This window comes from Actinoplanes sp. G11-F43, assembly GCF_050589265.1.
In the GTDB taxonomy this organism is placed as follows: Bacteria; Actinomycetota; Actinomycetes; order Mycobacteriales; family Micromonosporaceae; genus Actinoplanes.
In genome coordinates this window covers 84,425-108,148 of record NZ_JBNZCE010000001.1, presented here as the reverse complement: position 1 = coordinate 108,148, position 23,724 = coordinate 84,425, and the positions used below count along the sequence as shown (strand labels likewise).

Here is a 23,724-nt window from a genome sequence, read left to right as displayed (position 1 = left end):
GGTTGCCGCTCAGCGGCGGTTGATGTGGTGTTCCTCGGTCGATTCGGCATGGTGCCGGCCGACCCGGGAGCTGCGCTCGCGCTCGCGGGAGGACCCCTCCGGGTGGTTGGTGTTCTCCGCCCGGTGCAGTCCCCGGTAAGGACGGTTGTGCAGCCGGTTCTCCTCCGAGTTGGCGTCGGCGAGCAGTCGGCGGACCACGTTCAGATCGCCGCCGTAACTCTGTTCGAGAACCCGGGACGAGCGGATGTTGTACGGACGTTCGGTCACGGCAGACCTCCGGCTGGGTCGGGACCGGTCGGTGGACCGGCGCTCGCGGACGATGGGACGGTCGGGGGTGGTCGCCTTCACGCAGGGACGTCTCCGGGGCGGTTCCGAAGGCTCGTTCCCATGCTGATCGGAATCGGTCCCGTGCCCCTGTCGATGATCAGAATCCGGATGATCGGAATCCGGATGATCGGAATGATCCGGATCGCTGTTTCGGCCGGGCTCGTCAGGAACCTTGGGCAGGTTCGGGACGGTCGGGAAGTCGTCCGGGAACACCGGCTCCGGCAGTCGCTTCTCCTCCGGCACTGCCGGCAGGTCCGGCACGTCAGGCATCCGGGACGGCAGCACCGGATCGGCCCGCGGAGCCGCCCGCGGCCGATCCTGCCGATCCTGCCGATCCCGCTGGTCCCGCTGGTCCCGCTGGTCCCGCTGGTCCCGCTGGTCCCGCCTATCCTGCCGAGGTCGCTCCGGCCGGTTCGGGCGGTCGGACGACACCCGTGGCGGAGAGTCCCCGGAGGACGGACCACCGCCGGAGGACGGACCACCGCCGGAGGACGGACCACCGCCGGATGAGGGTGCGCCGCCGGAGTCGGAGGACGGCGAATCCCCCGAACCGGCGGGCGGAGCGTCATCAGAGCCGGACGGCGAGGCGTCCCCGGATCCGGCGGCGGGCGGGGAGTCGCCCGAACCGGCGGGCGGGGAGTCAGCGGGCGGGACGGCGCCGATCGTGGGTGGAGCGATTCCGGCCGGCGGCACTCCCGGTGGACGTTCCGAGGAGGCTGGAGCCGAGGGGGTCGGCGGTGGGGACGGTGCGCTGCTCCCGTCGTACCCAAGCGGGGGTTGATCCTGCGACGACGGGCCGGGAGGTCCGAAGAAACCCGGTGGGACCGCCGACCGGGTCGGTGTCGGCAGCACCGGCCCGGTGGCGGGCGGCGGCAGGAACGGCACGTCCATCGCCCCGGAGTGGTTCTGCCCGGCGATCTCCCGCGACCCGGCGGTGATCACCGCGAGGGTGGGCACCGAGGCGAGCCCGACGAGGAGCGCCACCATCAGCACGTATCGCCTGGTCGGTCCGGAGAACCCGAGGTCCTCGCGGTACACCCCGTTCCGGCGCTTGCGCAGCACTTTGGGCGGCGGCGCGAAGTCGTCGTCGGGCAGGTGCGGCACGTGCGGGTCCCCCTGGCGAAAAAGATCAACTTGGATCCGTCCCGGTCACTGGGGATGAACGAGGCATGGTTCGTTCAGCAGCGGCGCGAAGGGGGCGTTCGTACCATAGGGACCTTCAAAAGCCCTTAAATCGGACAAATACTGATGGCGATGCGTGGACAGAAAAACTGCGCGCGGCCTGTGATCACGCTCACTCTCTCTGTCAGGATGGGATCGACGGCACCGGCATCCACGAGGTGCCGGACGACGCCGCGCAATCGGGCCCCACCCGGGCCCCGGCGCGGCTTTTCCAGAGATCAGCCACGTGATCGGGCAACCCCCGCCGCGGGCGCGAGAGGAAACAGGAGACACGGATGGCGAAAGGCGAGAGCGTGGCCGGCACCGACATACCGGCCGGCGGCTTCGTCCAGTTGCTGACCCCCGACGGTGATCGCGTCGAGAGCGTGACGACCGCCGACGGGACGACGTACACCGTCGACTTCACCGACGACGAATACCGCGGGCTCTACCGGGACCTGGTCACCGTCCGCCGCCTCGACACCGAGGCGGTCGCCCTGCAGCGACAGGGCGAGCTGGGCATCTGGGCCAGCCTGCTGGGCCAGGAGGCGGCACAGGTCGGCTCCGGGCGGGCGTTGCGGCCGCAGGACATGGCGTTCCCCACCTACCGCGAGCACGGTGTCCTCTACTGCCGCGGGATCGACCCGATCATGCCGTTCGGCCTGTTCCGCGGTGTCGACCAGGGCGGCTGGGACCCCAACGAGTTCCGCTTCAACGAGTACACGATCGTGATCGGCTCGCAGACCCTGCACGCCACCGGCTACGCCATGGGCGTGACCATGGACGGCAGGACCGGCTCCCTCGACGGCGAAGCGGTGATCGCCTACTTCGGCGACGGCGCGACCAGCCAGGGCGAGGTCAACGAGGCGTTCGTCTGGTCCGGCGTCTTCAACGCCCCGATCGTCTTCTTCTGCCAGAACAACCAGTACGCCATCTCCGAGCCTTTGGAGCGCCAGACCCGGGTCCCGCTCTACCGGCGGGCCGGCGGGTACGGCTTCCCCGGCATCCGGGTCGACGGCAACGACGTGCTGGCCAGCTACGCGGTCACCCGGCAGGCGCTGGACAACGCGCGCACCGGCCAGGGCCCGACGCTGATCGAGGCCTACACCTACCGGATGGGGGCGCACACCAGCTCCGACGATCCGACCCGTTACCGGATCGCCAGCGAGGTCGAGTCGTGGAAGGTCAAGGACCCGATCAGCCGGCTCAAGGCCTTCCTCAGCAAACAGAAGATCGCCAAGAAGGACTTCTTCGCCGAGGTCGACGACCAGGCCACCACCCTGGCACTCGATCTGCGCGAACGGGTGCTGGCGATGCCCGACCCGCAACCGGTCACCCTCTTCGACAACGTGTATCCGAACGGCTCGCCCGAGCTCGACGCGCAGCGTGCCGCGTTCACCGAGTACCAGGCCTCCTTCGAGGGGAGCGGGCACTGATGATCACCCTGGGCAAGGCACTCAACCACGGACTGCGCCGCGCGCTGGAGGACGACCCCAAGGTCGTGATCATGGGAGAGGACGTCGGCAAGCTCGGCGGCGTCTTCCGGATCACCGACGGCCTGCAGAAGGACTTCGGCGAGGACCGGGTGATCGACACGCCACTGGCCGAGGCCGGCATCGTCGGCACCGCGGTCGGGCTGGCGATCCGCGGATACCGGCCGGTCTGCGAGATCCAGTTCGACGGGTTCGTCTTTCCGGCGTACAACCAGATCGTCTCCCAGGTCGCGAAGATGCATTACCGCTCCAAGGGCAAGGTGCGGCTGCCGATCGTCATCCGCATCCCGTTCGGCGGGGGCATCGGGGCGGTCGAGCACCACTCCGAGTCGCCCGAGGCCTACTTCGCGCACACCCCCGGTCTCAAGGTGGTCACCTGCTCCAACCCGGCCGACGCGTACACGATGATCCAGCAGGCGATCCGCTCGGACGATCCGGTGATCTTCTTCGAGCCGAAGCGGCGGTACTGGGAGAAGGGTGAGGTCGACCTCTCTTCTGCCGAGTCCTCCGTCCCGCTGCACTCGGCGCGGACCGTTCGCGCCGGGACGGCCGCCACCCTGCTCGCCTACGGGCCGATGGTCCGGGTCGCGCTGGACGCCGCCACCGCGGCCGCCGAGGACGGGCGCGAACTGGAGGTCATCGACCTGCGCTCGCTCTCCCCGATCGACTATCCGGTGATCTTCGAGTCGGTCCGGCGGACCGGCCGCGCGGTCGTCGTGCACGAGGCGCCCGGCAACGTGGGCCTCGGCGCCGAGATCGCCGCCCGGATCACCGAGGAGTGCTTCTACTCCCTGGAGGCTCCGGTGCTGCGGGTGACCGGGTACGACACCCCGTACCCGGCGGCCCGGATGGAAGAGGAGTATCTGCCCGACCTGGACCGGGTGCTGGACGCCGTCGACCGCTCGTTCGGCTGGTGACGCCGATGTCCGGCATCAAGGAGTTCAACCTGCCCGACCTCGGTGAGGGGCTGACCGAGGGCGAGATCCTGACCTGGCTGGTCAAGGTCGGCGACACCATCGAGCTGAACCAGCCGATCGTCGAGGTGGAGACGGCCAAGGCCGCCGTCGAGATCCCCGCCAAATGGGGTGGAGTGGTCACCCGGATCTTCCACGAGGCGGGGACGGTGTGCGAGGTCGGCAAGCCGATCATCGCCATCGACACCGACCCGACCGGATCCTCTTCTCGCTCCGAAAAGGCCGGGGCAGATTCTCCCTCCGAAAAGGCCGGGGCAGAAGAGGCCGGGGCCGGTCTGATCGGCGGACCGGCGCCGGGCGGGCGCACCGCGGTCCTCGTCGGTTACGGTCCGCGCACCACGAGCGCGAAAAGACGACCCCGCGCCGGTACGGCTACCGCCCCGGTCGCCACCCCGGCCCCCGCGCCGGCACCCGAACCCGTCGCGCCGGTCGTGACCGGGCCGGTGCTGGCCAAACCACCGGTACGCAAGCTCGCCCGGGACCTCGGTGTCGACCTCACCACCGTCGGCGGGACCGGGCCGATGGGGTCGGTCACCCGGGAGGACGTGCATCGGGCGGCTGCTCCGGGCGTACCGGCAAGCGGTCCGGAAGTCTTCGAAGCCGGCCCTCGTGAACAGCGCGTCCCGGTCAAGGGGGTGCGGAAGCTGACCGCGGAGAACATGGTGGCGTCGGCGTTCACCGCGCCGCATGTCACCGAGTTCCTGACGGTCGACGTGACCCGGTCGATGAAGGCGCTGGCGAAGCTGAAGGTACGGCCCGAGTTCGCCGGCACGAAGATCTCGCCGCTGCTGATGGTGGCGAAGGCGGTGCTGCTCGCGGCGGCCCGGCACCCGATGGTCAACTCGACATGGGCCGGCGACGCCATCGTGGTCAAGGAGTACGTGAACCTCGGCATCGCCGCCGCCACCGAGCGCGGGCTGATCGTCCCGAACATCAAGGACGCCGGCCGGCTCGGTCTCCGGGAACTCGCCGAGGCCCTGAACACCCTGGTCACCGTCGCCAAGTCGGGGAAGACCCAGCCGTCGGACATGACCGGCGGCACGCTCTCGATCACCAACGTGGGCGTGTTCGGTATCGACACCGGCACGCCGATCCTGCCGCCGGGTGAGTCGGCGATCCTGGCGTTCGGTGCGATCCGCCCGACGCCGTGGGTGTTCAAGGGCCGGATCCGGATCCGTCAGGTCACCACCCTGGGGCTCTCCTTCGACCATCGGATCATCGACGGTGAGCTGGGCTCCCGGTTCCTGCGGGACATCGGCGCGTTCCTGGAGGACCCGGAGGTGGCAATCCTGAGCTGGACCTAAGGTCGTTCGGTCACATCGGCACGTGACCTACGATCCTTAAGCACATGACCCAGCTCACCCCCTAAATCGGTGGCCGCGTCCCGTTGGACCGCGCATAATGGAGTCATCAACGGGACGCGCGCCGAGGGGACCCGCCACAAGCGGCCGGGCGACGCTCGTCAAAGCGACACCGGTCACCGCCGGAGGAATGAGCACGTCATGAGCACCGCCCGCACCATGATCGACCGCTTCCGTCAGCGTCGGACCATGAGCCGTCAGAACCGCGCGATCGACCGCGCGATCGCCGGCGCTCCCACGCAGGCGATGCGCGACGAGATCGCCATCATCGCCCAGCGCCGCTGGCTCTCCTGAGCCTCTTCCGCTCTCACCTCTCGAAACGGCCCGCCCGGGTGACCCGGGCGGGCCGTTTCGTGTCAAATCACACCCCGGAAGATCACGCCACGGTCCCTCCGGGGCGTACACCGGGATTCCTCCCGCAGCGAGCGCCCGGTACCGTGGGCACGGTCCCCGAACCGGCACGGCCGGTCGGTACGGGAGATCGGGGCCATCGGCGGCGACACCGCCTCGGCCCCGGCACGGCCAAGGCCGGAAAGCTGGCACGGCCCTCGGCGGAAGGTCGCCGCTAGGGCCGCGTCCGTGCAAAGCTGGCACGGCCGCATCGATGAGGAGGCGCATATGACGTCCGAGGGGCACCACGCCGGGCAGCCGGCCGAGGCCACGTCGGGCGGACCCACGTCGGGCGGATTCCCGCACGATCCCGAGGGTCAGCGGCCCGACCAGCGCTCCGCCGGCCGGGCATCGGCTCCGCCTCCCACCGAGGGTTTCCCCAGCTCCTACGGGCCACCACCGGCCAGCGCCCCCGGCGGGGGTTCGCCGTTCGTGGTCCCCACCGTCTCCTCCTTCGGCGCCGGGCCCAACCCCGCCGGCGGCGGCACCTCCTACGGCTCGGCCCGCGTGCCCCAGCCGGAGAGTGACCTGCCGCAGCGTGGGGGCGCGTCGCCGTATGGGTCGGTGACCCCCGAGGCCGCCTCGCCCTACGGCACGGTCTCGCCGGCACCGGGGCAGACCGGCAACCCATCGCCGCCGTTCGGGTCGGCGCCCACTTCCGCCTGGGCCCCCGCCGGCGCCGACTCCGCCTTCCCGCCGCCCGCCGGCGACCCGGCCGCGCCCGCTTCCTCCTTCCCGGCGCCCGGCTCTGCTTCCGGCTCCGCTTTCCCGGCGCCCGACTCCGCATCAGCCGGTTCCGCGGATGCGGCCGGTCAGCAGCCGGCGCCGTTCGGGGCCGCGGGCTTCCCGCCGCCCGCCCGGTCGCCGCAGGCCGCCGCGCCGGCCCAGCCGCCCACCCCGGACGGCTTCACCCCCAAGGTCACCGCCAGTGGCCTGCCCACCCGCAAACCCGGTGCCACCGCGCCCGAGGACGGCGGCCTGGGCCGGTCCTTCTCCGCGTTCGGTGACCAGCCGGTGCGGGTGCCCGGCGCCAGCCTCAACGACCTGCCAGAGGGCTCCGGTCAGAGCGGCTTCACCGCCGGCCCGGCACAGAACAGCTGGATGCGTGAGGCCGCCCGGCCCGCCGAGTCCTCGGCCGAGTCGGGCACCCAGCGCCCGGCTGCCGACTCCTTCCCGTCCCGGCGTGGCGACGGCGGCGGATTCCCGCTGCGCGCCCCCGCCGGGCCGGGCACCGATCCGTCCGGTGCCCCCGCAGCCGCCGGGTCCGGCGCCCAGCCAGGCCTGGATCTGCCGGTCCGCAGCCAGCAGCCGTTCGGTTCGGCCCCCGCCGCGGGCGCCGCCGGTTCCGGGTTCGGTGCCGACTCCGGTGCTGGTTTCGGTGCCGGCTCCGACTCCGGGTTCGCCGGTGGTTCCGGCTCCGGGTTCGGCTCGGGCTTCGGTGCCACCTCCACGTCCGGCTCCGCCGCGCCTTCCGCTGGCTCCGGTGCGGCCGGTTCCGCCGCGCCCTCCGCCTCTCCGGAGCAGCCGCCCGCGACCGCCGCCGGTTACCCGCAGCGGGTGCCCGGCGCGGCCCTGGCCTCTGGCGGCAGCCTGTCGTCCAATGCGCCGGCGCCGGCCGACCCGCAGCCCGGTGGGTCGCCGTTCGGCCCGGCCGGTGGCTCCGCGAGTGTCCCGTCGTTCGGTGGTTCGGCCTCGGTCAGCGGCGCCCCAGGCTCCTCCTTCGGCGGCTCGGCCTCGGTCAGTGCTGCTCCGGGCTCCTCCTTCGGCGGTTCCGCCTCGGTCAGCGGTGCTCCGGGCTCGTCGTTCGGTGACTCCGCCGGGCAGTACGGCACGCCCGCCGGTTCCGTCCCGTCCGGTGACGGCGACTCGCCGTTCGGCACCACGCCGGGCAACGGGACCTTCGGCACCGCCCCGGCCAGTGGCGCCGCGGGCTCGTCCTTCGGCACCGCGCCCGCCGCCCCCTCTTTCGGGAACCCTCCGGCCAACGGCGCTTCGTCCTCGTTCGGGACCGCACCGGCCAGCGGCGCGGCGGGCTCCTCGCCCTACGGCAGCCCGGCTGGATCGGCGCCGGCCGGTGGCGACGCCTCTCCGTTCGGCTCCGGCGGCACGTCTCCGGTCAGCGCCGCGGGCGCGTCCCCGGTCAGTGGTGGCGCCGGTTCCTACGGCAGCCCGGCGGGTTCGTCGCCGTTCGGTGGTCCGGACTCGTTCGGTGCCGACGGCCAGGGCGACCAGCAGGGCTCGTCGGTGCCGCAGCCGCGCGAGCCGGGCGCCAAGCCGGTGGTCGGTTCGGCCCGGCCGGTCACGGCCAGCGCCTCGGTTCCCGGCCGGGTCAGCCCGTCCGAGGCCGCCGAGATGCCGCCGCCCGCCGCGGCCGCGCCGCAGGCCCGTGTCTACGGCCGCCCGGCCGCGACGACTCCCGCCGACGACTCGGAGGGCGATTCGGCGGGTTCGTCCCGGTCCGACGAGGGCCCGTCCGGCGGTTTCCCGGCCCCGTTCGGTGGCCAGCAGAGTGACGGCCCGGGTGGTCTGCCGCAGCGTGGTTCGGCCACGGTCGGTGGTTCCGCTTCGGTCGGCGGCTCGGCCTCGGCCGGTGGCTTCGGCTCGCCGCAGGGCGACAACGGGTTCGGCGCGCCGAACGACGGCCCGTCGGGCGGCTTCGGCACCCCGCAGAACGACGGCGGATTCGGCGCCGGACAGAACGACAGCGGTTTCGGCACCCCGCAGAACGACGGCGGGTTCGGTTCTCCGCAGAACGACGGGGGTTTCGGTCTACCGCAGCGTGGTGGCACCTTCGGCGCCCCGCAGGGCGAGAGCCCGTCCGGCGGTTTCGGCCAGCCCCAGCACGGTGACGCTCAGCCCGGTGGCTTCGGCCAGCGCGGCGAGGAGCCGTCCGGCGGCTTCGGCGCCCCGCAGGACGGTGGCTTCGGCGCTCCCCAGAACGGTGGCTTCGGCGCTCCGCAGGACAACAGCTTCGGCGCCCCCCAGGACAACGGCTTCGGCGCTCCGCAGGGTGGCGGCTTCGGTGGCCCGCAGAACGATTTCGGTGGCCCGCAGGAGGGCGGCTTCGGTCTGCCGCAGCGGAACACCGACGGCCGGGACCAGGGCACCGCGGCCTTCCCGGTGCCGGACGACGAGCCGCAGTCGGGTGGTTTCCCGGCGGCTCCCGGTTTCGGTGGCACCGCCGGGGTGGCCCCGCAGTCTCCGGCCCGGGCGACCGCCCGCGCGTCGGCGAGTGCCCGGGTGTCCCCGCCGGACGCGCCGGGTGCCGGTTCGCCGTTCGCGATGCCGGGTTCGCCGCAGTTCCCGGCGCCGGACGCGGGTGCCGGGCAGTTCCCCGGTTCCGGTGCGGCGATGCCCGGTTCTCCGCAGTTCCCGGCTTCGACGCCGCCGTTCGGTGAGGCCACGTCGGCGTTCGGGGGTGCTCCGTTCGGTTCGCCGGCCGGCCCGCCGTTCGACGCCGGCCGGGGTGCCGCCACCGAGCAGTTCAGCGAGCACACCACTGACGTGTCCGGCCGCGGTGATTCGCCGTACGTCCCGGCGCCCGCGCTGTCCCCGATGCCGGGTGAGCAGCCCGGCGGGGTGTACCCGAACAGCCCGGCGGCTCGGGCCACGGTGACGCCGCCCGGCCCGGAGGACACCACGAGCTGGCCCGGCCCGGGTGACGAGCAGGGCAAGTTCGACCAGTTCAAGGCGGACACCCCGGCTACGCCTCCGCCGTCGGCGAAGACGAACATACGGACGGTGCCGGTGGCCTTGGCCGTGGTGCTGGGTGCCGGTGTCCTGCTGGCGGTGGTGTTCGGTCTGGTGTTCCTGATCTCCTCGGGTGGTGACGAGGAGTTCAAGGTGGCCCAGGGCGACTGCGTGAAGCGCAGCGGCAGCACTCCGGTGGTGGCGAAGTGCACCGATCCGGACACTTTCCAGGTGACGAACATCGTGTCGGCGAAGGACCAGTGCGGGGACGCCACCCAGCCGTACATCGTCGTCCCGAAGGACAGCGGTGACCAGGTGCTCTGCCTGAAGAAGAACGGCTGACCGCATGTGACGGTGAACCAGGCCTCGCTCGCTGGAGTGAGGCCTGGTTCGTATTCGCGGGTAGGGCACGATGGCGGAATGGAATTTCGCGTGCGTGCGCCCGAACTCAAGGGTCGCGGTTGGCTGAACACCGGCGGTAAAGCCCTCACCTTGGCTGATCTGCGCGGAAAAATCCTAATATTGGATTTCTGGACGTTCTGCTGCATTAATTGCCTGCATGTCCTGGACGAGCTTCGTCCGCTGGAGGAGAAGTACGGCGACGCGCTCGTCGTGATCGGCGTGCATTCGCCGAAGTTCGAGCACGAGCGGGATCCGAAGGCGCTGGCCGCGGCGGTGGAGCGGTACGGCGTGCACCACCCGGTGGTGGACGACGGTGACATGCACCTCTGGCAGCAGTACGCCGCGAAGGCCTGGCCGACGCTGGCCGTGGTCGATCCGGAGGGCTACCTGGTCTCGTCGATGGCGGGTGAGGGGCATGCCGAGGGTCTGTCCCGGCTGATCGACGAGTTGATCGTCAAGCACGAGGCGAAGGGCACCCTGCACCGCGGTGACGGGCCGTATGTGGCGCCGCCCGCCGCGGAGGGTCTGCTGCACTTCCCGGGCAAGGCGATCGAGCTGGCGAACGGCAATCTGCTGGTCTCCGATTCGGCCCGGCATGCGGTGGTGGAGCTGTCGGCGGACGGGGAGACGCTGGTCCGGCGGTTCGGCGGGCCGGAGCGGGGTGAGCCGTTCAGTGAGCCGCAGGGTCTGGTGCTGTTGCCGCCGGCGGTGGCGTCGACGGCCGGCTACGACGTGGTGGTGGCCGACACGGTCCATCACCAGCTGCGCGGGATCAACCTGTCCACCGGGGAGATCACGCTGGTGGCGGGGTCGGGACGGCCGTGGCGGTCGACGGTCGACGATCACGTGCACGACGCCTTGGCCGCGGATCTGTCGTCGCCGTGGGACGTGGCGTGGTTCGACGGCCGGGTGATCGTCGCGATGGCCGGTATCCACCAGCTGTGGTGGTTCGATCCGATCAAGCGGACGGTGGGGGTCTACGCCGGTACTACGGTGGAGGCGCTGCGGGACGGCCCGATCCCGGACGTGTGGATGGCCCAGCCGTCGGGACTGTCGGTGAGCGCTGATCAGAAACGGCTGTGGATCGCGGACAGCGAGACGTCGGCGCTGCGGTATGTCGAGGACGGCGTGATGCACACCGCGGTCGGCCAAGGCCTGTTCGACTTCGGTCACGTGGACGGCCCCGCTGCCGAGGCGCTGTTTCAGCACCCGCTGGGGGTGACTGCGCTGGCCGACGGGTCGGTGCTGGTGGCGGACACGTACAACGGCGCGGTCCGTCGTTTTGATCCGGTGTCCGGCGAGGTGTCCACTGTCGATTCCGGTCTGGCTGAGCCGAGTGATGTGCTGGTCGCCGGGGATCGGGTGATCGTGGTGGAGTCGGCCGCGCACCGGCTGACCCGGCTGGCTCCGGGGGTGGTGAAGACGGTGTCCGGGGAGCGGCACCGGACCGAGCGCCCGCCGTCGCACCTGGCGCCGGGTGAGGTCACCCTGGACGTGATCTTCACGCCGGCTCCGGGGCAGAAGCTGGACAGCCAGTTCGGTTCGCCGTTGCGGCTGACCGTGTCGGCGTCGCCGGCCGAGTTGCTGCTGGACGGCGAGGGGGTGACCACCGATCTGTCGCGCCGGCTGGTTCTCAACCCGGACGTGCCGAAGGGTGTCCTGATGGTGGTGGCGCAGGCGGCGACGTGTGACGTGGACGCCGAGTTCGGCGCCTGTCATCTGACCCGGCAGGACTGGGGGGTGCCGATCGTGATCGACCCGGCCGGCCCGCAGCGGCTGCCGTTGATCCTGCGCGGAATGGACGCCGCGAGCTGAGCCCGAATTCGCGCTGAACGAGAAAACCACCTATCCGCTCAGAAGGGCTGAACCGTCAGGTGCTCGGCCAATCCGGCCCGCACCGCACGGGCCAGGCCGACCGCGCCCGGGGTGTCGCCGTGCACGCAGACGGACTGGACCGGGCAGGGCGTGACAGTGCCGTCGACGGCGACCACCTCGCCGTCGACGGCCATTCGCACCACCCGGGCGACCACCTCGTCCGGGTCGTGCACGATGGCGTCCGGCCGGCTCCGTGGCACGAGGCGGCCGTCCGGCAGGTAGCCGCGGTCGGCGAAGCCCTCGCCGATCACCGTGAGCCCGGCTTCGACGGCCCGGGCGGCGAGCACCGAGCCGGGCTGGCAGAGGACCGGCAGCCCGGCGTCGTAGGCGAGCACCGCGTCGATCACCGCGGACGACTGGACCACGTCGACGGCGGCGGTGTTGTAGAGGGCGCCGTGCGGTTTGACGTACCGCACCCGGTCTCCGGCGGCCTTGCAGAACGCTTCCAGGGCACCGATCTGGTAGAGGATGTCGTCGCGCAGCTCACTGCGGTCGTAGTCGATCCGTCGCCGACCGAATCCGGCCAGGTCGCGGTAGCCGACCTGGGCGCCGACCGCGACGCCCTTCTCGACCGCGAGCCGGCACACCCGGTACATCGTGGACGGATCTCCGGCGTGGAAGCCGCAGGCGACGTTCGCCGAGGTCACCACGTCGAGCAGGGCGTCGTCGTCACCGAGGCGCCAGGTGCCGAAGCCTTCGCCGAGGTCGGCGTTCAGGTCAATCGAGCTCACGGAATCTCACCGTAGTCCCCGGACGGGCCTGGGCAAGGGGTGTCACGTCAGCGACCACACCGATCACCGGATAGCCGCCGGTGGTGGGGTGATCGGCGAGGAAGACGATCGGCTGCCCGTCGGCGGGCACCTGCACCGCGCCGAGCACCACGCCCTCGGACGGAAGTTCGCCGGCCTTCGCGCGGGTCAGGGCGGTGCCGGCCAGCCGGGTGCCGATCCGGTTGCTCAACATCCCGATGGTGTACGGGGTACCGAACAGCCCGGTGAGATCGAGCCAGTCGTCGCGTGGTCCGAGCCGCAGCCCGAGGACCAGTTCGCCGCCGGGCCGGGCCGGTTCGCCCACGATCGGCGTACCGGCGCGGGTGCCGACCGGCAGGACGTCCCCGTCGGCCAGCCGGGCCGGCCCCAGCCCGGAGAGGGTGTCGGTGGAGCGGCTGCCGAGGACCGGTTCGACGTCGATGCCGCCGGCTACCGCGAGGTAGGAGCGAACGCCCCGGACGGCCGGCCCGACGTCCACCACCCCACCGGCCGGGACCTCGAAGAGCTGGTGTCCCCGCGGCCGTTCGGCGGGCCGGCCGTTCACCTCGACGTGGGCGACCGCTCCGGTGACCGCGACCAGGGCCGGGTGGGTGAACCGCAGGGCGCAGCCGAGCAGTGTGGTCTCCAGCCCGGCCGCGTCGTCGGGGTTGCCGACGAACCGGTTGGCCAGGCGCAGGGCGGGCGCGTCGAGGGCGCCGGAGCGGGGTACGCCCAGGTGGGCCCAGCCGGGGCGGCCGAGGTCCTGCACGGTGGTGAGCGGTCCGGCCCGCAGCACGGTGATCACGCGGTCACCAGCTGGACCCGGGTGCCGGGGGTGAGCAGGGCGGGCTGCTCCCGGCGTACGTCGAAAAGGTTCTGCTCGGTGTGTCCCACCAACCGCCAGCCGCCCGGCGACGCCGTGGGGTAGATGCCCGCGAAGCCTCCGGCGAGGGCGACCGATCCGGCAGGCACCCGGGGGCGGGGCGCGTCCAGCCGGGGCACCGCCCAGCCATCCGGGAAACCACGCAGATAGGCGAAACCGGGCGCGAAGCCGGAGAAGGCGACGGTGAGCCGGGTGTCCAGCAGTCGCCGCACCGCCTGGTCCGGATCGACCTTCCAGTGGGCGGCGACGGACTCCAGGTCGGCGCCGTCGAATACGGTCCGGATCTCCACCAGCGGGCCGTCGCCGCGATGCCGGCCGGGCGCCGGTTCCCAGGCCGTGAGCAGGGCTTCCGTCTCCGACGCGACGCCGTCGAGCAGGACCGTGCGGGCGCCCGGGACGATCTCGGTGGCGTGCAGTTCGCCGCTCTCACGACGCCGCCACAGCTCGGCCCGCCAGTCCTCCACCCGGTCCGCGTCGGGGCACTCGATCAGTAGTGCGGAGGCCCCCACCCGTCGTATCTTCATGGGGAAATCATCCGGTGGAGTCAACCGTATCCGGCGTCACTACCCACTAGTAACCTACGGTGCCGTAACCTAGGGGGCGTGACGACCTCAGCCCCGTTCCGGATGAAGCCGACCGACATCGGCAAGCCGCGACTACGCGGCCGGTTGCATCAGTACGCGTTCTTCGTAGCCCTCGTCTGCGGCGTCGTGCTCAGCTCGATCGCCCTGAGCCGACCCGGCCTGTCCGCCTTCTTCAGCTGTCTCATCTACAGCATCACGGTGTGCGGCCTGTTCGGCATCAGCGCGCTCTACCACCGCCGGGTGTGGAGCGAGCGCGGCTATCAGATCATGCGGCGCGCCGACCATTCGATGATCTTCATCTTCATCGCCGGCAGCTACACGCCGTTCTGTGCCCTGCTCCTCGAAGGCACCCAGCAGATCGTGCTGCTCAGCCTGGTCTGGGGCGGTGCGCTCGGCGGTGTCGCGCTCAAGATGATCTGGCCCAACCTGCCCCGCTGGGTGGGTGCGCCGCTCTACGTCGCCCTCGGCTGGGTGGCGGTCGCGATCATCCCGCAGGTGCTGCAGGTCGGTGGGGTGACCTGTCTGGTGCTGCTGATCGTGGGCGGCGCGATCTACACGATCGGCGCGGTGTTCTACGCGATGCGGCGGCCCAACCCGTGGCCGACCGTCTTCGGTCACCACGAGTTCTTCCACGCGTGCACGCTGGTCGCGGCGATCTGCCACCACATCGCCGTCTACTTCGCCCTCTACGCCTGAGCCTCGGAAAAAACGGCCCGGTCTCGACGAGACCGGGCCGTTTCGCGTCAGGAGTACGCCGGGGGAGGCGGCGGCGGAACGTCGTCGCGACGGACCTCGCGGTACTCGGAGGTGTAACCGGCGCCCGCGACCGGCGCCTGCTGCCGGGTCACCACGGTACGGCGGTTGCGGCTCCAGAACGACAGTGTGATCACCAGGCCGGCGAACCCGGCCAGCATGAGAATCCAGCCGATCACACCGATGTCCAGACCACTGACGTCCGCCTCCACGGCGAACGCCAGGATCGCCCCCAGAGCGATCAGGAAAATGCTCGCGCCAATGCCCATCGGACCCTCCTCGGGGTGGTGTCCGTGCGGCCGGGCGCCGATCGCTCGACCGTGATGAATGCGTCGTTCGAGCGTTTACCCGCACGTGCCGAATCCCAATCAGGCAAGCTGTGCGGATGACCACGCGGACGCTCATCCTGCTGCGCCATGCCAAGGCGGAGATTCCCGGCGATTTCGACGACTACGACCGCGCTCTCAGCGAGCGTGGCAATGCCGACGCCGACGCGGCCGGCACCTGGCTGGCCGATGAGCGACTGCGCCCCGACCTGGTGATCTGCTCACCCGCCAAGCGCACCCGGCAGACCTGGCAGGGTGTCGCCATCGCACTGGACCAGGGCCGGAACTCCCGGCCGGCGCCCGAGGTGCACTACGAGGAGTCGATGTATCTGGGCCGGGGTGGCGAGGTCTTCGACCTGCTGCGGGCGGTCCCGGACACGGTCCGCACGGTCCTGGTGGTCGGTCACAACCCGACCATGTCCGAAGTGTCCGCTCTGCTGCTGCCCGACGAGCAGTACACCGGAACGGTCCTGGAGATGAAGACCTCCGGCCTGGCCGTGCACACCGGTGAGAAGCCGTGGTCGTCGGTGGAACCGGGCTCGATGCGCCTCACCCGGTCCCACACCGCCCGCGGCTGAGCCCTACTTCCGGTACCAGGTCCGGGTGCTCGTGTACTTCACGTTGCCCAGTTTGTCGTACGCCCGGACCTGGACCTTCATGGTCTTCTTCTGCTTCTTCGTGTTGACCTTCAGCAGGTAGCCGGCCGTGGCGTCCTTGGCCACCACCTTGCCGTTGACCAGCAGCTCGACCCGCGCGACCCCACTGGCGTCGGACGCCTTGGCATATACCTTGACGGTCCCCTTGACCTTCGCCCGGTTCTTCGGCGCCTTACTGATCGCCACATTCGGCCCGGCGTTGTCCGCGCGGACCCGCTGCGGATAGGTGCTGGTGTTACCCAAGCCGTCGGTCAGCTTCCAAGTCAGGTTGAGGTAACCGGAACGGGTACCGGTCGGAACCCGGAACGAATAGGGCGCCGACACGTCCCGGCCGTAGGACACCCCGTTTACCAGGAGTTCCGCCTCAATGTGACCGCCACTGTTGTCAGACGGCCCGTCCAAGAAGGCGGTGAACGTCCCGCGCACCGGAACGTGGACCGGTGGATACGCACCGAAGATCGTCGGGCCCTCTGTGTCGCGGATGAACCTCCGTTTGATTGTGGTGACGTTGCCCAGGCTGTCGGTCACCTTCCACGTCACGTTCGTGGTCTCGGTCGGCGTTCGCATGGTGAAGGCGAAGGGCGCATCGGTGAACGTGGCAGTTCGCACGTCGTTCACCCACAATTCCGCTCCGGCCACGCCACTCAGATCGCTGACACCGACCACCGAGGTGGTAAAGGTCCGGCCGACGAGGTTGGGCCCCGGGAGGACCGCTGAGAAGGCCGGTCCCCTGTCGTCGATCTGCACCTTGCGGACAATCGTCGACTTGTTGCCCACCTGGTCGCGGATCACCACACTGATCGCGCCGTTGCGGGCAAGAACGGTGCCGGCCCACCGGTTCGTACCCGCTACACGTGCCAACGAGACGCTGCCGATCACCGAGACGACATCGGCATCAGGCGTAGTCACCACGATGTCCGTCGTACTCCGGACATGGGTACCGTCCTCTGCCGGCGTGACGAAGACACCGGTCGGCGCGACGATGTCCACCTGCACCGTGACGGTCTGCTCGGCGATGTTCCCGGCGTAGTCGTAGGCCCGGACGGTGATCGGCAGGTCGCCGTGGTGCCCGGCCGGGGGCCGCACTGAGATTCCCGCGCCGATGCTGTTCAGTGTCGCCAGGACCTGCCCGCCGGCGATGAAGTCGACCCGATCGATTCCGTGATCGTCGGTGGCGGCCGGAGTGATCAGCCGCCCGGTCGCCGACATGGACTCGCCCTCGGTCAGCCCGGTCTGTGTCAGCACCGGTGCGACCGTGTCCTCGCCGCCCATCGCGTGCATCAACTTCGCCGTATTGATCAACGGAGCATGGTGCTCCGGCAGCCTCGCGAAGGGCAGATTGCTCCGCACAGCCGCTTCACGGACCTCGGCCGCCGAGACACCCGGTTTGAGAGAGAAAGCCAGCGCCGCGGCTCCGGCAACGACCGCGGTGGCGCTGGAGCTTCCGTTGAGCATGGCCGTCGTGTCGTCCGGCAGAACTGTGGGCGTGTTGTCGATGGCCGCCAGGTCGACCCAATGATCGGACGCGGTGTTCCGTGGCGACAGAGTAGCCGCGCTGACCGCCAATACCGGCTCATATGCCGCCGGGTATTGCCTGCTGGTGGTCTTGTCATTACCAGCCGAACCGACGATGAGCGAACCTGCTGCGGTCGCGTGGTCGACGGCGTCACGCAGCAGCCGACTCTCGAACAGCGTGCTGAACGAAACGTTGATCACTTCGGCGTCGTGGTCGGCCGCCCAGGCGATGCCCGCGGCGGCGTCAGCGATCGTACCGGTGGCCGGAGCCGTTCCGTTGTCCCGCAGCACACGCACCGGCATGATCGCGCAGGCGTCGCAGACACCGGCTGCCCCGAGGTCGTTACCTCGGGTCGCGCCGATGACGCTGGCGACCTGAGTGCCATGGCCGTCGTCGTCGGCAGCGCTGTCGTCGTCATCGACGAAGTCACGACCCGCGGTCAGACGCGCGGCGGGAAGGTCGGCGTTGGCGGTGACCCCGGTGTCGACAACGGCCACGGTGACGTCCGGGCTACCGGTAGTCCAGGTCCATGCCTCCGGCACTCGCGCCCACGGCAGCGAGCGGCCGATCAACTCGCTGTTGGCGGTCACGACGCCGTCCGGCTCGGCGTACCGAATCCGGGCTGTGTCCGCGGTCAAGCTCGTGATCACCGTACCGGCGGTGGATGCCGGCACCTCAACGCTGACCGCGGGCAGCCCGGTGACTGGTTCACTGTCGAGCACGCGGTCGCCCAGCTCGGCCAAAACCGAGGCGGCATGTGTGGTGTCGACGAGCCCGATGTTGAGCCGGACCGAATCCTCGGCGGCAGCCGCCGGACTGGCCGCGAGGCCGATCGGTAGAAGCGCGACAAGACAGGATGAAACGATGCGCACCGTTGGCCCCCGCACCAGATGATCCACATAGGAGATCATCATCGTAACGCACGTCGATACGGCGGCGTAGCGCCTCAATGGGCGAAGGCCGGCGGACGTCATTGTCCGCCGGCCTTCGCCTTTTTCAGGAGAGTGGGAAAAGTCTGGTCAGAACGCGTCCTCGTCCAGGTCCATCAGGTCGAGGGTGGTGTTCTCGATGATCCGGCGGTCGGCGCCGATCCGGGGCAGGACCTCGCGGGTGAAGAAGCGGGCCGCGGCCACCTTGCCGGTGTAGAACTTCTGGTCCGTCTCGGAGACCTCGCCGTTCAGCGCGTTCAGCGCCACCTCGGCCTGCCGCAGCAGCAGCCAGGCCAGGACCACGTCGCCGAGGGCGAGCAGGATCCGGCGGGAGGTCAGGCCGACCTTGTACAGCTCGCGGGCCTCACCGTTCTGCACCGCGCCGAGCCAGCCCAGGACCACACCGAGGATGCTCTGCATCTCGCCGAGCGCCTTGCCGAGGGCCAGCCGCTCGTCCTTGAGCCGGCCGTTGCCGGCCTCGCTCTCGACGAAGCCCTGGATCTCCGCGGCGAGGGTGCCGAGTGTCCGGCCGCCGTCCTTGACGATCTTGCGGAAGATCAGGTCGAGGCTCTGGATCGCGGTGGTGCCCTCGTACAGCGTGTCGATCTTCGCGTCCCGGACGTACTGCTCCAGCGGGTAGTCCTGCAGGAAGCCGGAGCCGCCGAAGGTCTGCAGCGACTCGGCGCCGAGCAGCTCGTACGCCCGCTCCGATCCGACGCCCTTGACCAGCGGAAGCAGGAAGTCGTTGACGGCGCTGGCGGCCTTGGCGGCCTTCTCGTCACCGGCCTCCTGCGCGATGAAGACCTTGTCCTGCCAGGTCGCGGTGTAAATGACCAGGGCACGCAGAGCTTCCGCGTACGACTTCTGCAGCATCAGCGACCGGCGGACGTCCGGGTGGTGGGTGATGGTGACCCGGGGCGCGGACTTGTCGGAGTTCTGCACCAGGTCGGCGCCCTGGACGCGGTTCTTCGCATACTCCAGGGCGTTGAGGTAACCGCTGGACAGGGTGGCGATCGCCTTGGTGCCGACCATCATCCGCGCGTTCTCAATGATCATGAACATCTGCCGGATGCCCTGGTGCACCTCACCGAGCAGCCAGCCCTTGGCCGGGACACCGTGCTCGCCGAAGGTCATCTCACAGGTGTTGGAGACCTTGATGCCCATCTTGTGCTCGACGTTGGTGGCATAGACGCCGTTGCGTTCGCCAAGCTCGCCGGTGGCCGGGTCGAAGTGGTACTTCGGCACGATGAACAGGGACAGGCCCTTGGTGCCGGGGCCACCCGCGCCCTCCACGCCGACCGGGCGGGCCAGCACGTAGTGGATGATGTTGTCGCTCAGGTCGTGCTCACCCGAGGTGATGAAGCGCTTGACGCCCTCGATGTGCCACGAGCCGTCCGGCTGCGGGATGGCCCGGGCCCGGCCGGCGCCGACATCCGACCCGGCGTCCGGCTCGGTGAGAACCATGGTCGAGGCCCACTGCTTGTCCACGAAGAGCTTGGCCCACTGCTTCTGCTCCTCGGTGCCCTCGATCCACACCACGTGGGCGAAGGACGGACCGGACGAATACATCCAGATCGGGGCGTTGGCGCCGAGGATCTGCTCGGCGACCGCCCAGACCAGGCTGCGCGGCGCCTGGGTGCCACCGAGGCCGGCCGGCAGGTCGAGGCGCCAGAACTCGGACGCCATGAACGTCGCGAAGGACTTCTTGAACGACTCCGGCAGCGGTGCGGTGTGCGTCGTGGGGTCGAAGACCGGCGGGTTGCGGTCCGAATCGGCGTAGCTGGCGGCGAGATCCTCGCGGGCCAGCCGGTCGACCTCGGCGAGCACGTCGCGGGCCGACTCCACGTCGAACTCGTCGAACGGCGCCTGGCCGAGGGACTTGTCTGCCTCGAAGACCTCGAACAGGTTGAACTGGAGGTCCCGAAGGTTGCTCTTGTAGTGCGTCATCGTGCTGGCCCCGCTCTCCCGGACGCGAGTTACCCGTCAGTAACCCCACTGTATTACTGATCGGTAGGTACCGACAACCCGGGCAGGATTTCCCGAACGGCCCACCAGTACGGGCCGGTGGTCCGTCCGATCAGGTGGCGGCCGGGACAGCCGTTCGGCCATTTGCACACTTCGACACTCCGACCGCGTATCGCGGGCCCCGACGGGTCGTTTCACCGGATAGACGCCCACGAACAGGGGGATACCATGTTCGCCACGATCAAGAGCCTGATCCCGGAGCCGCGGCAGGCGAACCAGCCGCGCAACTACGTCGGGCGGCACCGCCAGCCCGAGCAGGTCCCGGTGACGCCCGGCCCGGCCACGCCGGTCACACCCGAGCCCCAGGACGACGCGGCGGCCTAACTGCCGGCCGCCCCGACTTCCCAGCTCGGCACCGAGACGGCAGAGCCGCCGTCCGGACCGGCGTACTCCAGCAGCACCAGTGCGATGTCGTCCTCGAGACGGCCGTACACCCAATCCACCAGCGCCGTCTCCAGCGACGCCAGACCGTCGCCGACCGTGCCGTGGCCCAGAAGGCGCCACGCACGGTCCGCGGTCGGGAAGAACTCGCCCTCCCGGCGTGCCTCACCCAGGCCATCGGTGAACAGCAGCAGCCGGTCACCCGGCTCCAGCCGCTCCACCCGGGCCTTGACCTCCGGCATGAACCCCAGCGGAGGAGCCGGCGCCGGCGGCTCCAGCGGGATGACCCGGCCCCGGCGCAACAGCAGCGGGGCCGGGTGTCCACAGTTGACGATCGTCAGCGTGCCGCCGCGCTCCTCGACCAGCGCGGCCGTCACGAAATCCTCGTCACCGACGCTGCGGGCCACCGCCCGGTCCAGGTCCTGCACGATGGATTTCAGATCGGCCCGCTCGTACGCCACATGCCGGTACGAGCCCAGCACGATGCTCGCCAGGCGCACCGCGTCCAGGCCCTTGCCCCGCACGTCACCGATGATGATCCGGACCCCGTACGGCGTGTTCAGCGCCTCGTACAGGTCGCCACCGATGTCGGCCGCGGCGGTCGCCGAGATGTACCGCCCGGAGACCGCCAGCGCGCCCACCTGCGGCCCGATCGGGCGCAGCACCGCCTGCTGGGCCACCGACGCCAGCCGCAACAGGTCGGCGATCTTCTCGGCCTGCCGCTCCCGGATCGTGGCGCCGGCCGCGGCCACCCCGGTCGCCAGCACGATGCCCATCAGATTGACCAGGCCGACCATGCCGCTCTGGGTGTCCACCAGCCCGTTCTGGGTGCCGGCGAGCCCCACGAAGACCGCGCCGACCACCGTCGCCAGCACACCCGTCGCCAGCACCATCTGCCAGACCGCGAAGATCGCCGCCACGAACGGCACCGCCGCGAGCAGCCCGACGTAGTCCGCCTGCGGGCGCTCCGCCGACTCCACGGCGGACACGACGGCGAGCAGCACGAGGGCCGCGCCGACTCCGGCGCGGTTCCCAGGGCTCAGCGGGCGTCGCCCCGCCAGGAAAGTAGGCATGGTTCGCGACCAGCATGCCCGATCAGCCGCACGTCGGGTATCAACTTGACCCGTAGGCTGAGCAGGTTCTGACCTGCCGTAGGTACCGGCGTCATTCGGTCGGTCCAACCAGGGCGACAGCCGGTGACAGGATGGCGGCGTGACCGACGATCTCCGCGATCTTCTCCGTGCCGAATTCCGCTGGACCGACCTCGGCCCCGGCAGCGACTACCTCGTCAGCGACCGCTCCGGCTGGTGGCGTGACCCGAGGATCCTCGACGGACTCGGCCCGGCCCTCGGCGGCCTCTTCACCCGGGAGAAACCGACAGTGGTCGTCTCGCCCGAAGTCACCGGGTTCATGGTCGGGCCACTGGTGGCGCGGGCGCTCGGGGTGGGCTTCGTCGAGGCGTACCGGGCCGGGGCCCGCCGGGCCATCGCCGAGCCGATGATCTGGGCCGACGTGCCCAGCGACCACCGCGGCGACGTGCAGCGGCTCGGCATCCGGGAGCGGCTGGTCGGCCCCGGCGACCGCGCCCTCGTCGTCGACGACTGGGCGGCCACCGGGGCCCAGGCCCGCGGACTGCGAGAACTGCTGGGATCGCGGTACGTGGGGACCGCGGTCATCGTCGCCGAATGCCCACCCGAGGTGGCCGCTGAACTGGCGATCCGCAGCCTCCTGACCGGAGTGGACCTCTAGCCCGGAGCCAGTTCGTGTGGTGATTTGTGGCCGGATTCGGACCACAGATCACCACACGAACCTAGCTGGAGCGGGTGCGCTGATAACCGGCCAGCGCACCACGGGTCGGGTGCCAGCCGGTGGCGGTGTAGGAGGCCAGGCCCCGCTCCACGTACGGGTCCTTGGCGATCAGCTCCCGCGCCTCGGCCTCGGTGTCCACGTCGAGCAGGATGATCCCCCCGGTCGGCGGATCGATGCGGCCCGCGGTGACCGAATAACCGGCCTCCTCCAGCCCGGCGAGGAAACTCAGATGATCGGCGCGCGCGGCGTCCACCTCGGCGAGCGGCTTCAGGTAGGTCGAAATCATGAGATACACGCTCGCCATCGTAGATCCGACCGTACGGCCCCTGACGATTTGCCCAGGTAGAGGCTAATTTCTGGGGATGCAGATCCAGATCACCGCGACCCCCGACGCGTCGTTGATCGCAGCCGCCACCCGGCACGGCATGCGGCGGCCGGTACTCCTCGCCCGGCTGTCCGGCTGGGCCCTACTGCTGGTCACCGTGCTGTCGATGGCCGTCACCGGCGAACTCGACCCGGCACTGCTGGCCGGCGGGGCGGTGCTCGCCGTCGTGGTGCCGACGGTTCTGCTCAACCACACCGCCCGCGGACTGCGCGCCGGACGGCCCACCACGTACGAGATCAGCGAAGGCGGCATCGCCAGCTCCGACGCGGAGGCTCGTCACGCGTACACCTGGCGGGCCTTTCGCTCTGTCGAGGAACTCTCCGGCCAGCTTCTCTTCCGGCAGGGCGGCGCACGCCTGCTGCCGGTGCCGACCGCCGGGCTCAGCCCCGATCAGATCGAGCAGGTCCTCGGCACCGCCTCCGCCCGGGGACTGCTCGTCCGCCGGAGATAACCCGATTGTGGTACGCCGTCAGCGGGTCGGCCACGTCCGGAACTTCTGCGCCGACCGGCTGGCCGTCGGGCCCCGCTGGTTCTGATAGCGGGAGCCGTAGACGTCCGAACCATACGGATGCTCGGCCGGGCTGGACAGCCGGAAGACACACAGCTGACCGATCTTCATCCCCGGCCACAGCTTGATCGGCAGGTTGGCCACGTTGGAGAGCTCCAGCGTGACGTGCCCGGAGAAACCCGGATCGATGAAGCCCGCGGTCGAATGGGTGAGCAGCCCGAGACGCCCCAGACTGCTCTTGCCCTCCAGCCGGGCCGCCAGCCCCTGCCCGAGAGTGACCACTTCGAGCGTCGACGCCAGGACGAACTCGCCCGGATGCAACACGAACGGCTGACCATCCTCGACCTCGACCGGGGCGGTCAGCTCATCCTGCTGCTCGGCCGGGTCGATGTGGGTGTAGAGGTGGTTGTTGAAAACCCGGAAGAACCGATCCAGCCGAACGTCGACGCTGGACGGCTGCATCAGCGTCGGCTCGAAGGGCTCCAGCGCGAAGCCACCGGATTTGATCTCTGAGACCAGGTCGCGGTCGGAGAGCAGCATCGCAACA

21 protein-coding genes are annotated in these 23,724 nt (G+C 70.3%); 11 read left to right on the top strand and 10 right to left on the bottom strand.

What is annotated here, in order from left to right; translation table 11 throughout:
- Positions 1-9: 9 nt before the first annotated feature.
- A complete protein-coding gene (locus ACQ0O7_RS00530) occupies positions 10-1,431 on the bottom strand; it encodes a hypothetical protein (RefSeq protein WP_430779694.1) in 1,422 nt (473 codons plus the stop codon).
- A 353-nt stretch (positions 1,432-1,784) separates the two neighbouring features.
- Here ACQ0O7_RS00530 and pdhA point away from each other — a divergent pair, with 353 nt between their 5' ends.
- The 6 genes from pdhA to ACQ0O7_RS00500 all read left to right on the top strand — a co-directional run bounded on the left by pdhA (position 1,785) and on the right by ACQ0O7_RS00500 (position 11,613).
- A complete protein-coding gene (gene pdhA / locus ACQ0O7_RS00525) occupies positions 1,785-2,924 on the top strand; it encodes a pyruvate dehydrogenase (acetyl-transferring) E1 component subunit alpha (protein WP_430779693.1) in 1,140 nt (379 codons plus the stop codon).
- Entirely contained in the window at positions 2,924-3,898 is a 975-nt protein-coding gene (locus ACQ0O7_RS00520) for an alpha-ketoacid dehydrogenase subunit beta (protein ID WP_430779692.1), read from the top strand. The genes pdhA and ACQ0O7_RS00520 overlap by 1 nt, the downstream gene beginning before the upstream one ends.
- A complete protein-coding gene (locus ACQ0O7_RS00515) occupies positions 3,895-5,259 on the top strand; it encodes a dihydrolipoamide acetyltransferase family protein (protein WP_430779691.1) in 1,365 nt (454 codons plus the stop codon). The genes ACQ0O7_RS00520 and ACQ0O7_RS00515 overlap by 4 nt, the downstream gene beginning before the upstream one ends.
- A gap of 198 nt (positions 5,260-5,457) precedes the next feature.
- Positions 5,458-5,610 (top strand): hypothetical protein, encoded by a 153-nt coding sequence (locus tag ACQ0O7_RS00510; RefSeq protein ID WP_430779690.1) that lies wholly within the window; start codon positions 5,458-5,460, stop codon positions 5,608-5,610.
- A 324-nt stretch (positions 5,611-5,934) separates the two neighbouring features.
- The gene (locus ACQ0O7_RS00505) at positions 5,935-9,738 is read left to right on the top strand and encodes an LppU/SCO3897 family protein (RefSeq protein ID WP_430779689.1); all 3,804 of its coding nucleotides are present in this window, start codon (positions 5,935-5,937) and stop codon (positions 9,736-9,738) included.
- A 78-nt stretch (positions 9,739-9,816) separates the two neighbouring features.
- Entirely contained in the window at positions 9,817-11,613 is a 1,797-nt protein-coding gene (locus tag ACQ0O7_RS00500; RefSeq protein WP_430779688.1) for an NHL domain-containing thioredoxin family protein, read from the top strand.
- A gap of 38 nt (positions 11,614-11,651) precedes the next feature.
- Here ACQ0O7_RS00500 and ACQ0O7_RS00495 read toward each other — a convergent pair whose 3' ends face one another.
- Genes ACQ0O7_RS00495 through ACQ0O7_RS00485 form a run of 3 tightly spaced genes read right to left on the bottom strand, consistent with a single transcriptional unit; the run spans position 11,652 to position 13,829 of the window.
- Positions 11,652-12,395: a LamB/YcsF family protein gene (locus tag ACQ0O7_RS00495; protein ID WP_430779760.1), complete on the bottom strand. Its 744-nt coding sequence runs from the start codon at positions 12,393-12,395 to the stop codon at positions 11,652-11,654.
- Positions 12,391-13,227, bottom strand: a complete 837-nt coding sequence (locus ACQ0O7_RS00490; protein WP_430779687.1) for a biotin-dependent carboxyltransferase family protein — start codon at positions 13,225-13,227, stop codon at positions 12,391-12,393. The genes ACQ0O7_RS00495 and ACQ0O7_RS00490 overlap by 5 nt, the downstream gene beginning before the upstream one ends.
- Positions 13,224-13,829, bottom strand: a complete 606-nt coding sequence (locus ACQ0O7_RS00485; RefSeq protein WP_430779686.1) for a 5-oxoprolinase subunit B family protein — start codon at positions 13,827-13,829, stop codon at positions 13,224-13,226. The genes ACQ0O7_RS00490 and ACQ0O7_RS00485 overlap by 4 nt, the downstream gene beginning before the upstream one ends.
- Before the next feature lie 78 nt (positions 13,830-13,907).
- Between ACQ0O7_RS00485 and trhA the strand changes: the two genes are divergently transcribed.
- Positions 13,908-14,585, top strand: a complete 678-nt coding sequence (trhA, locus tag ACQ0O7_RS00480) for a PAQR family membrane homeostasis protein TrhA (RefSeq protein WP_430779685.1) — start codon at positions 13,908-13,910, stop codon at positions 14,583-14,585.
- Positions 14,586-14,632: 47 nt separating this feature from the next.
- On the opposite strand, the gene ACQ0O7_RS00475 is transcribed toward trhA, so the two are convergent.
- Positions 14,633-14,911, bottom strand: a complete 279-nt coding sequence (locus ACQ0O7_RS00475) for a DUF6458 family protein (RefSeq protein ID WP_430779684.1) — start codon at positions 14,909-14,911, stop codon at positions 14,633-14,635.
- Positions 14,912-15,027: 116 nt separating this feature from the next.
- Here ACQ0O7_RS00475 and ACQ0O7_RS00470 point away from each other — a divergent pair, with 116 nt between their 5' ends.
- A complete protein-coding gene (locus tag ACQ0O7_RS00470) occupies positions 15,028-15,546 on the top strand; it encodes a SixA phosphatase family protein (RefSeq protein WP_430779683.1) in 519 nt (172 codons plus the stop codon).
- Positions 15,547-15,549: 3 nt separating this feature from the next.
- Here ACQ0O7_RS00470 and ACQ0O7_RS00465 read toward each other — a convergent pair whose 3' ends face one another.
- Both ACQ0O7_RS00465 and ACQ0O7_RS00460 read right to left on the bottom strand, forming a co-directional pair.
- Positions 15,550-18,054, bottom strand: a complete 2,505-nt coding sequence (locus tag ACQ0O7_RS00465; RefSeq protein ID WP_430779682.1) for a S8 family serine peptidase — start codon at positions 18,052-18,054, stop codon at positions 15,550-15,552.
- A 105-nt stretch (positions 18,055-18,159) separates the two neighbouring features.
- On the bottom strand, positions 18,160-20,016 hold the full coding sequence (locus ACQ0O7_RS00460) for an acyl-CoA dehydrogenase (RefSeq protein ID WP_430779681.1): 1,857 nt from the start codon (positions 20,014-20,016) through the stop codon (positions 18,160-18,162).
- A gap of 246 nt (positions 20,017-20,262) precedes the next feature.
- On the opposite strand from ACQ0O7_RS00460, the gene ACQ0O7_RS00455 reads away from it, so the two are divergent.
- The gene (locus tag ACQ0O7_RS00455; protein ID WP_430779680.1) at positions 20,263-20,418 is read left to right on the top strand and encodes a hypothetical protein; all 156 of its coding nucleotides are present in this window, start codon (positions 20,263-20,265) and stop codon (positions 20,416-20,418) included.
- Here ACQ0O7_RS00455 and ACQ0O7_RS00450 read toward each other — a convergent pair.
- Complete coding sequence (locus ACQ0O7_RS00450) at positions 20,415-21,548, bottom strand: PP2C family protein-serine/threonine phosphatase (RefSeq protein WP_430779679.1); 1,134 nt, start codon at positions 21,546-21,548, stop codon at positions 20,415-20,417. The two genes, ACQ0O7_RS00455 and ACQ0O7_RS00450, sit on opposite strands and share 4 nt — an antisense overlap.
- Positions 21,549-21,687: 139 nt before the next feature.
- Here ACQ0O7_RS00450 and ACQ0O7_RS00445 point away from each other — a divergent pair, with 139 nt between their 5' ends.
- On the top strand, positions 21,688-22,224 hold the full coding sequence (locus ACQ0O7_RS00445; RefSeq protein WP_430779678.1) for a phosphoribosyltransferase: 537 nt from the start codon (positions 21,688-21,690) through the stop codon (positions 22,222-22,224).
- A gap of 61 nt (positions 22,225-22,285) precedes the next feature.
- Here ACQ0O7_RS00445 and ACQ0O7_RS00440 read toward each other — a convergent pair whose 3' ends face one another.
- On the bottom strand, positions 22,286-22,570 hold the full coding sequence (locus ACQ0O7_RS00440; protein WP_430779759.1) for a YciI family protein: 285 nt from the start codon (positions 22,568-22,570) through the stop codon (positions 22,286-22,288).
- A 76-nt stretch (positions 22,571-22,646) separates the two neighbouring features.
- Here ACQ0O7_RS00440 and ACQ0O7_RS00435 point away from each other — a divergent pair, with 76 nt between their 5' ends.
- A complete protein-coding gene (locus tag ACQ0O7_RS00435) occupies positions 22,647-23,120 on the top strand; it encodes a YcxB family protein (RefSeq protein WP_430779677.1) in 474 nt (157 codons plus the stop codon).
- An 18-nt stretch (positions 23,121-23,138) separates the two neighbouring features.
- On the opposite strand, the gene dcd is transcribed toward ACQ0O7_RS00435, so the two are convergent.
- Positions 23,139-23,717: a dCTP deaminase gene (gene dcd / locus ACQ0O7_RS00430; protein ID WP_430779676.1), complete on the bottom strand. Its 579-nt coding sequence runs from the start codon at positions 23,715-23,717 to the stop codon at positions 23,139-23,141.
- Positions 23,718-23,724 lie beyond the last annotated feature (7 nt).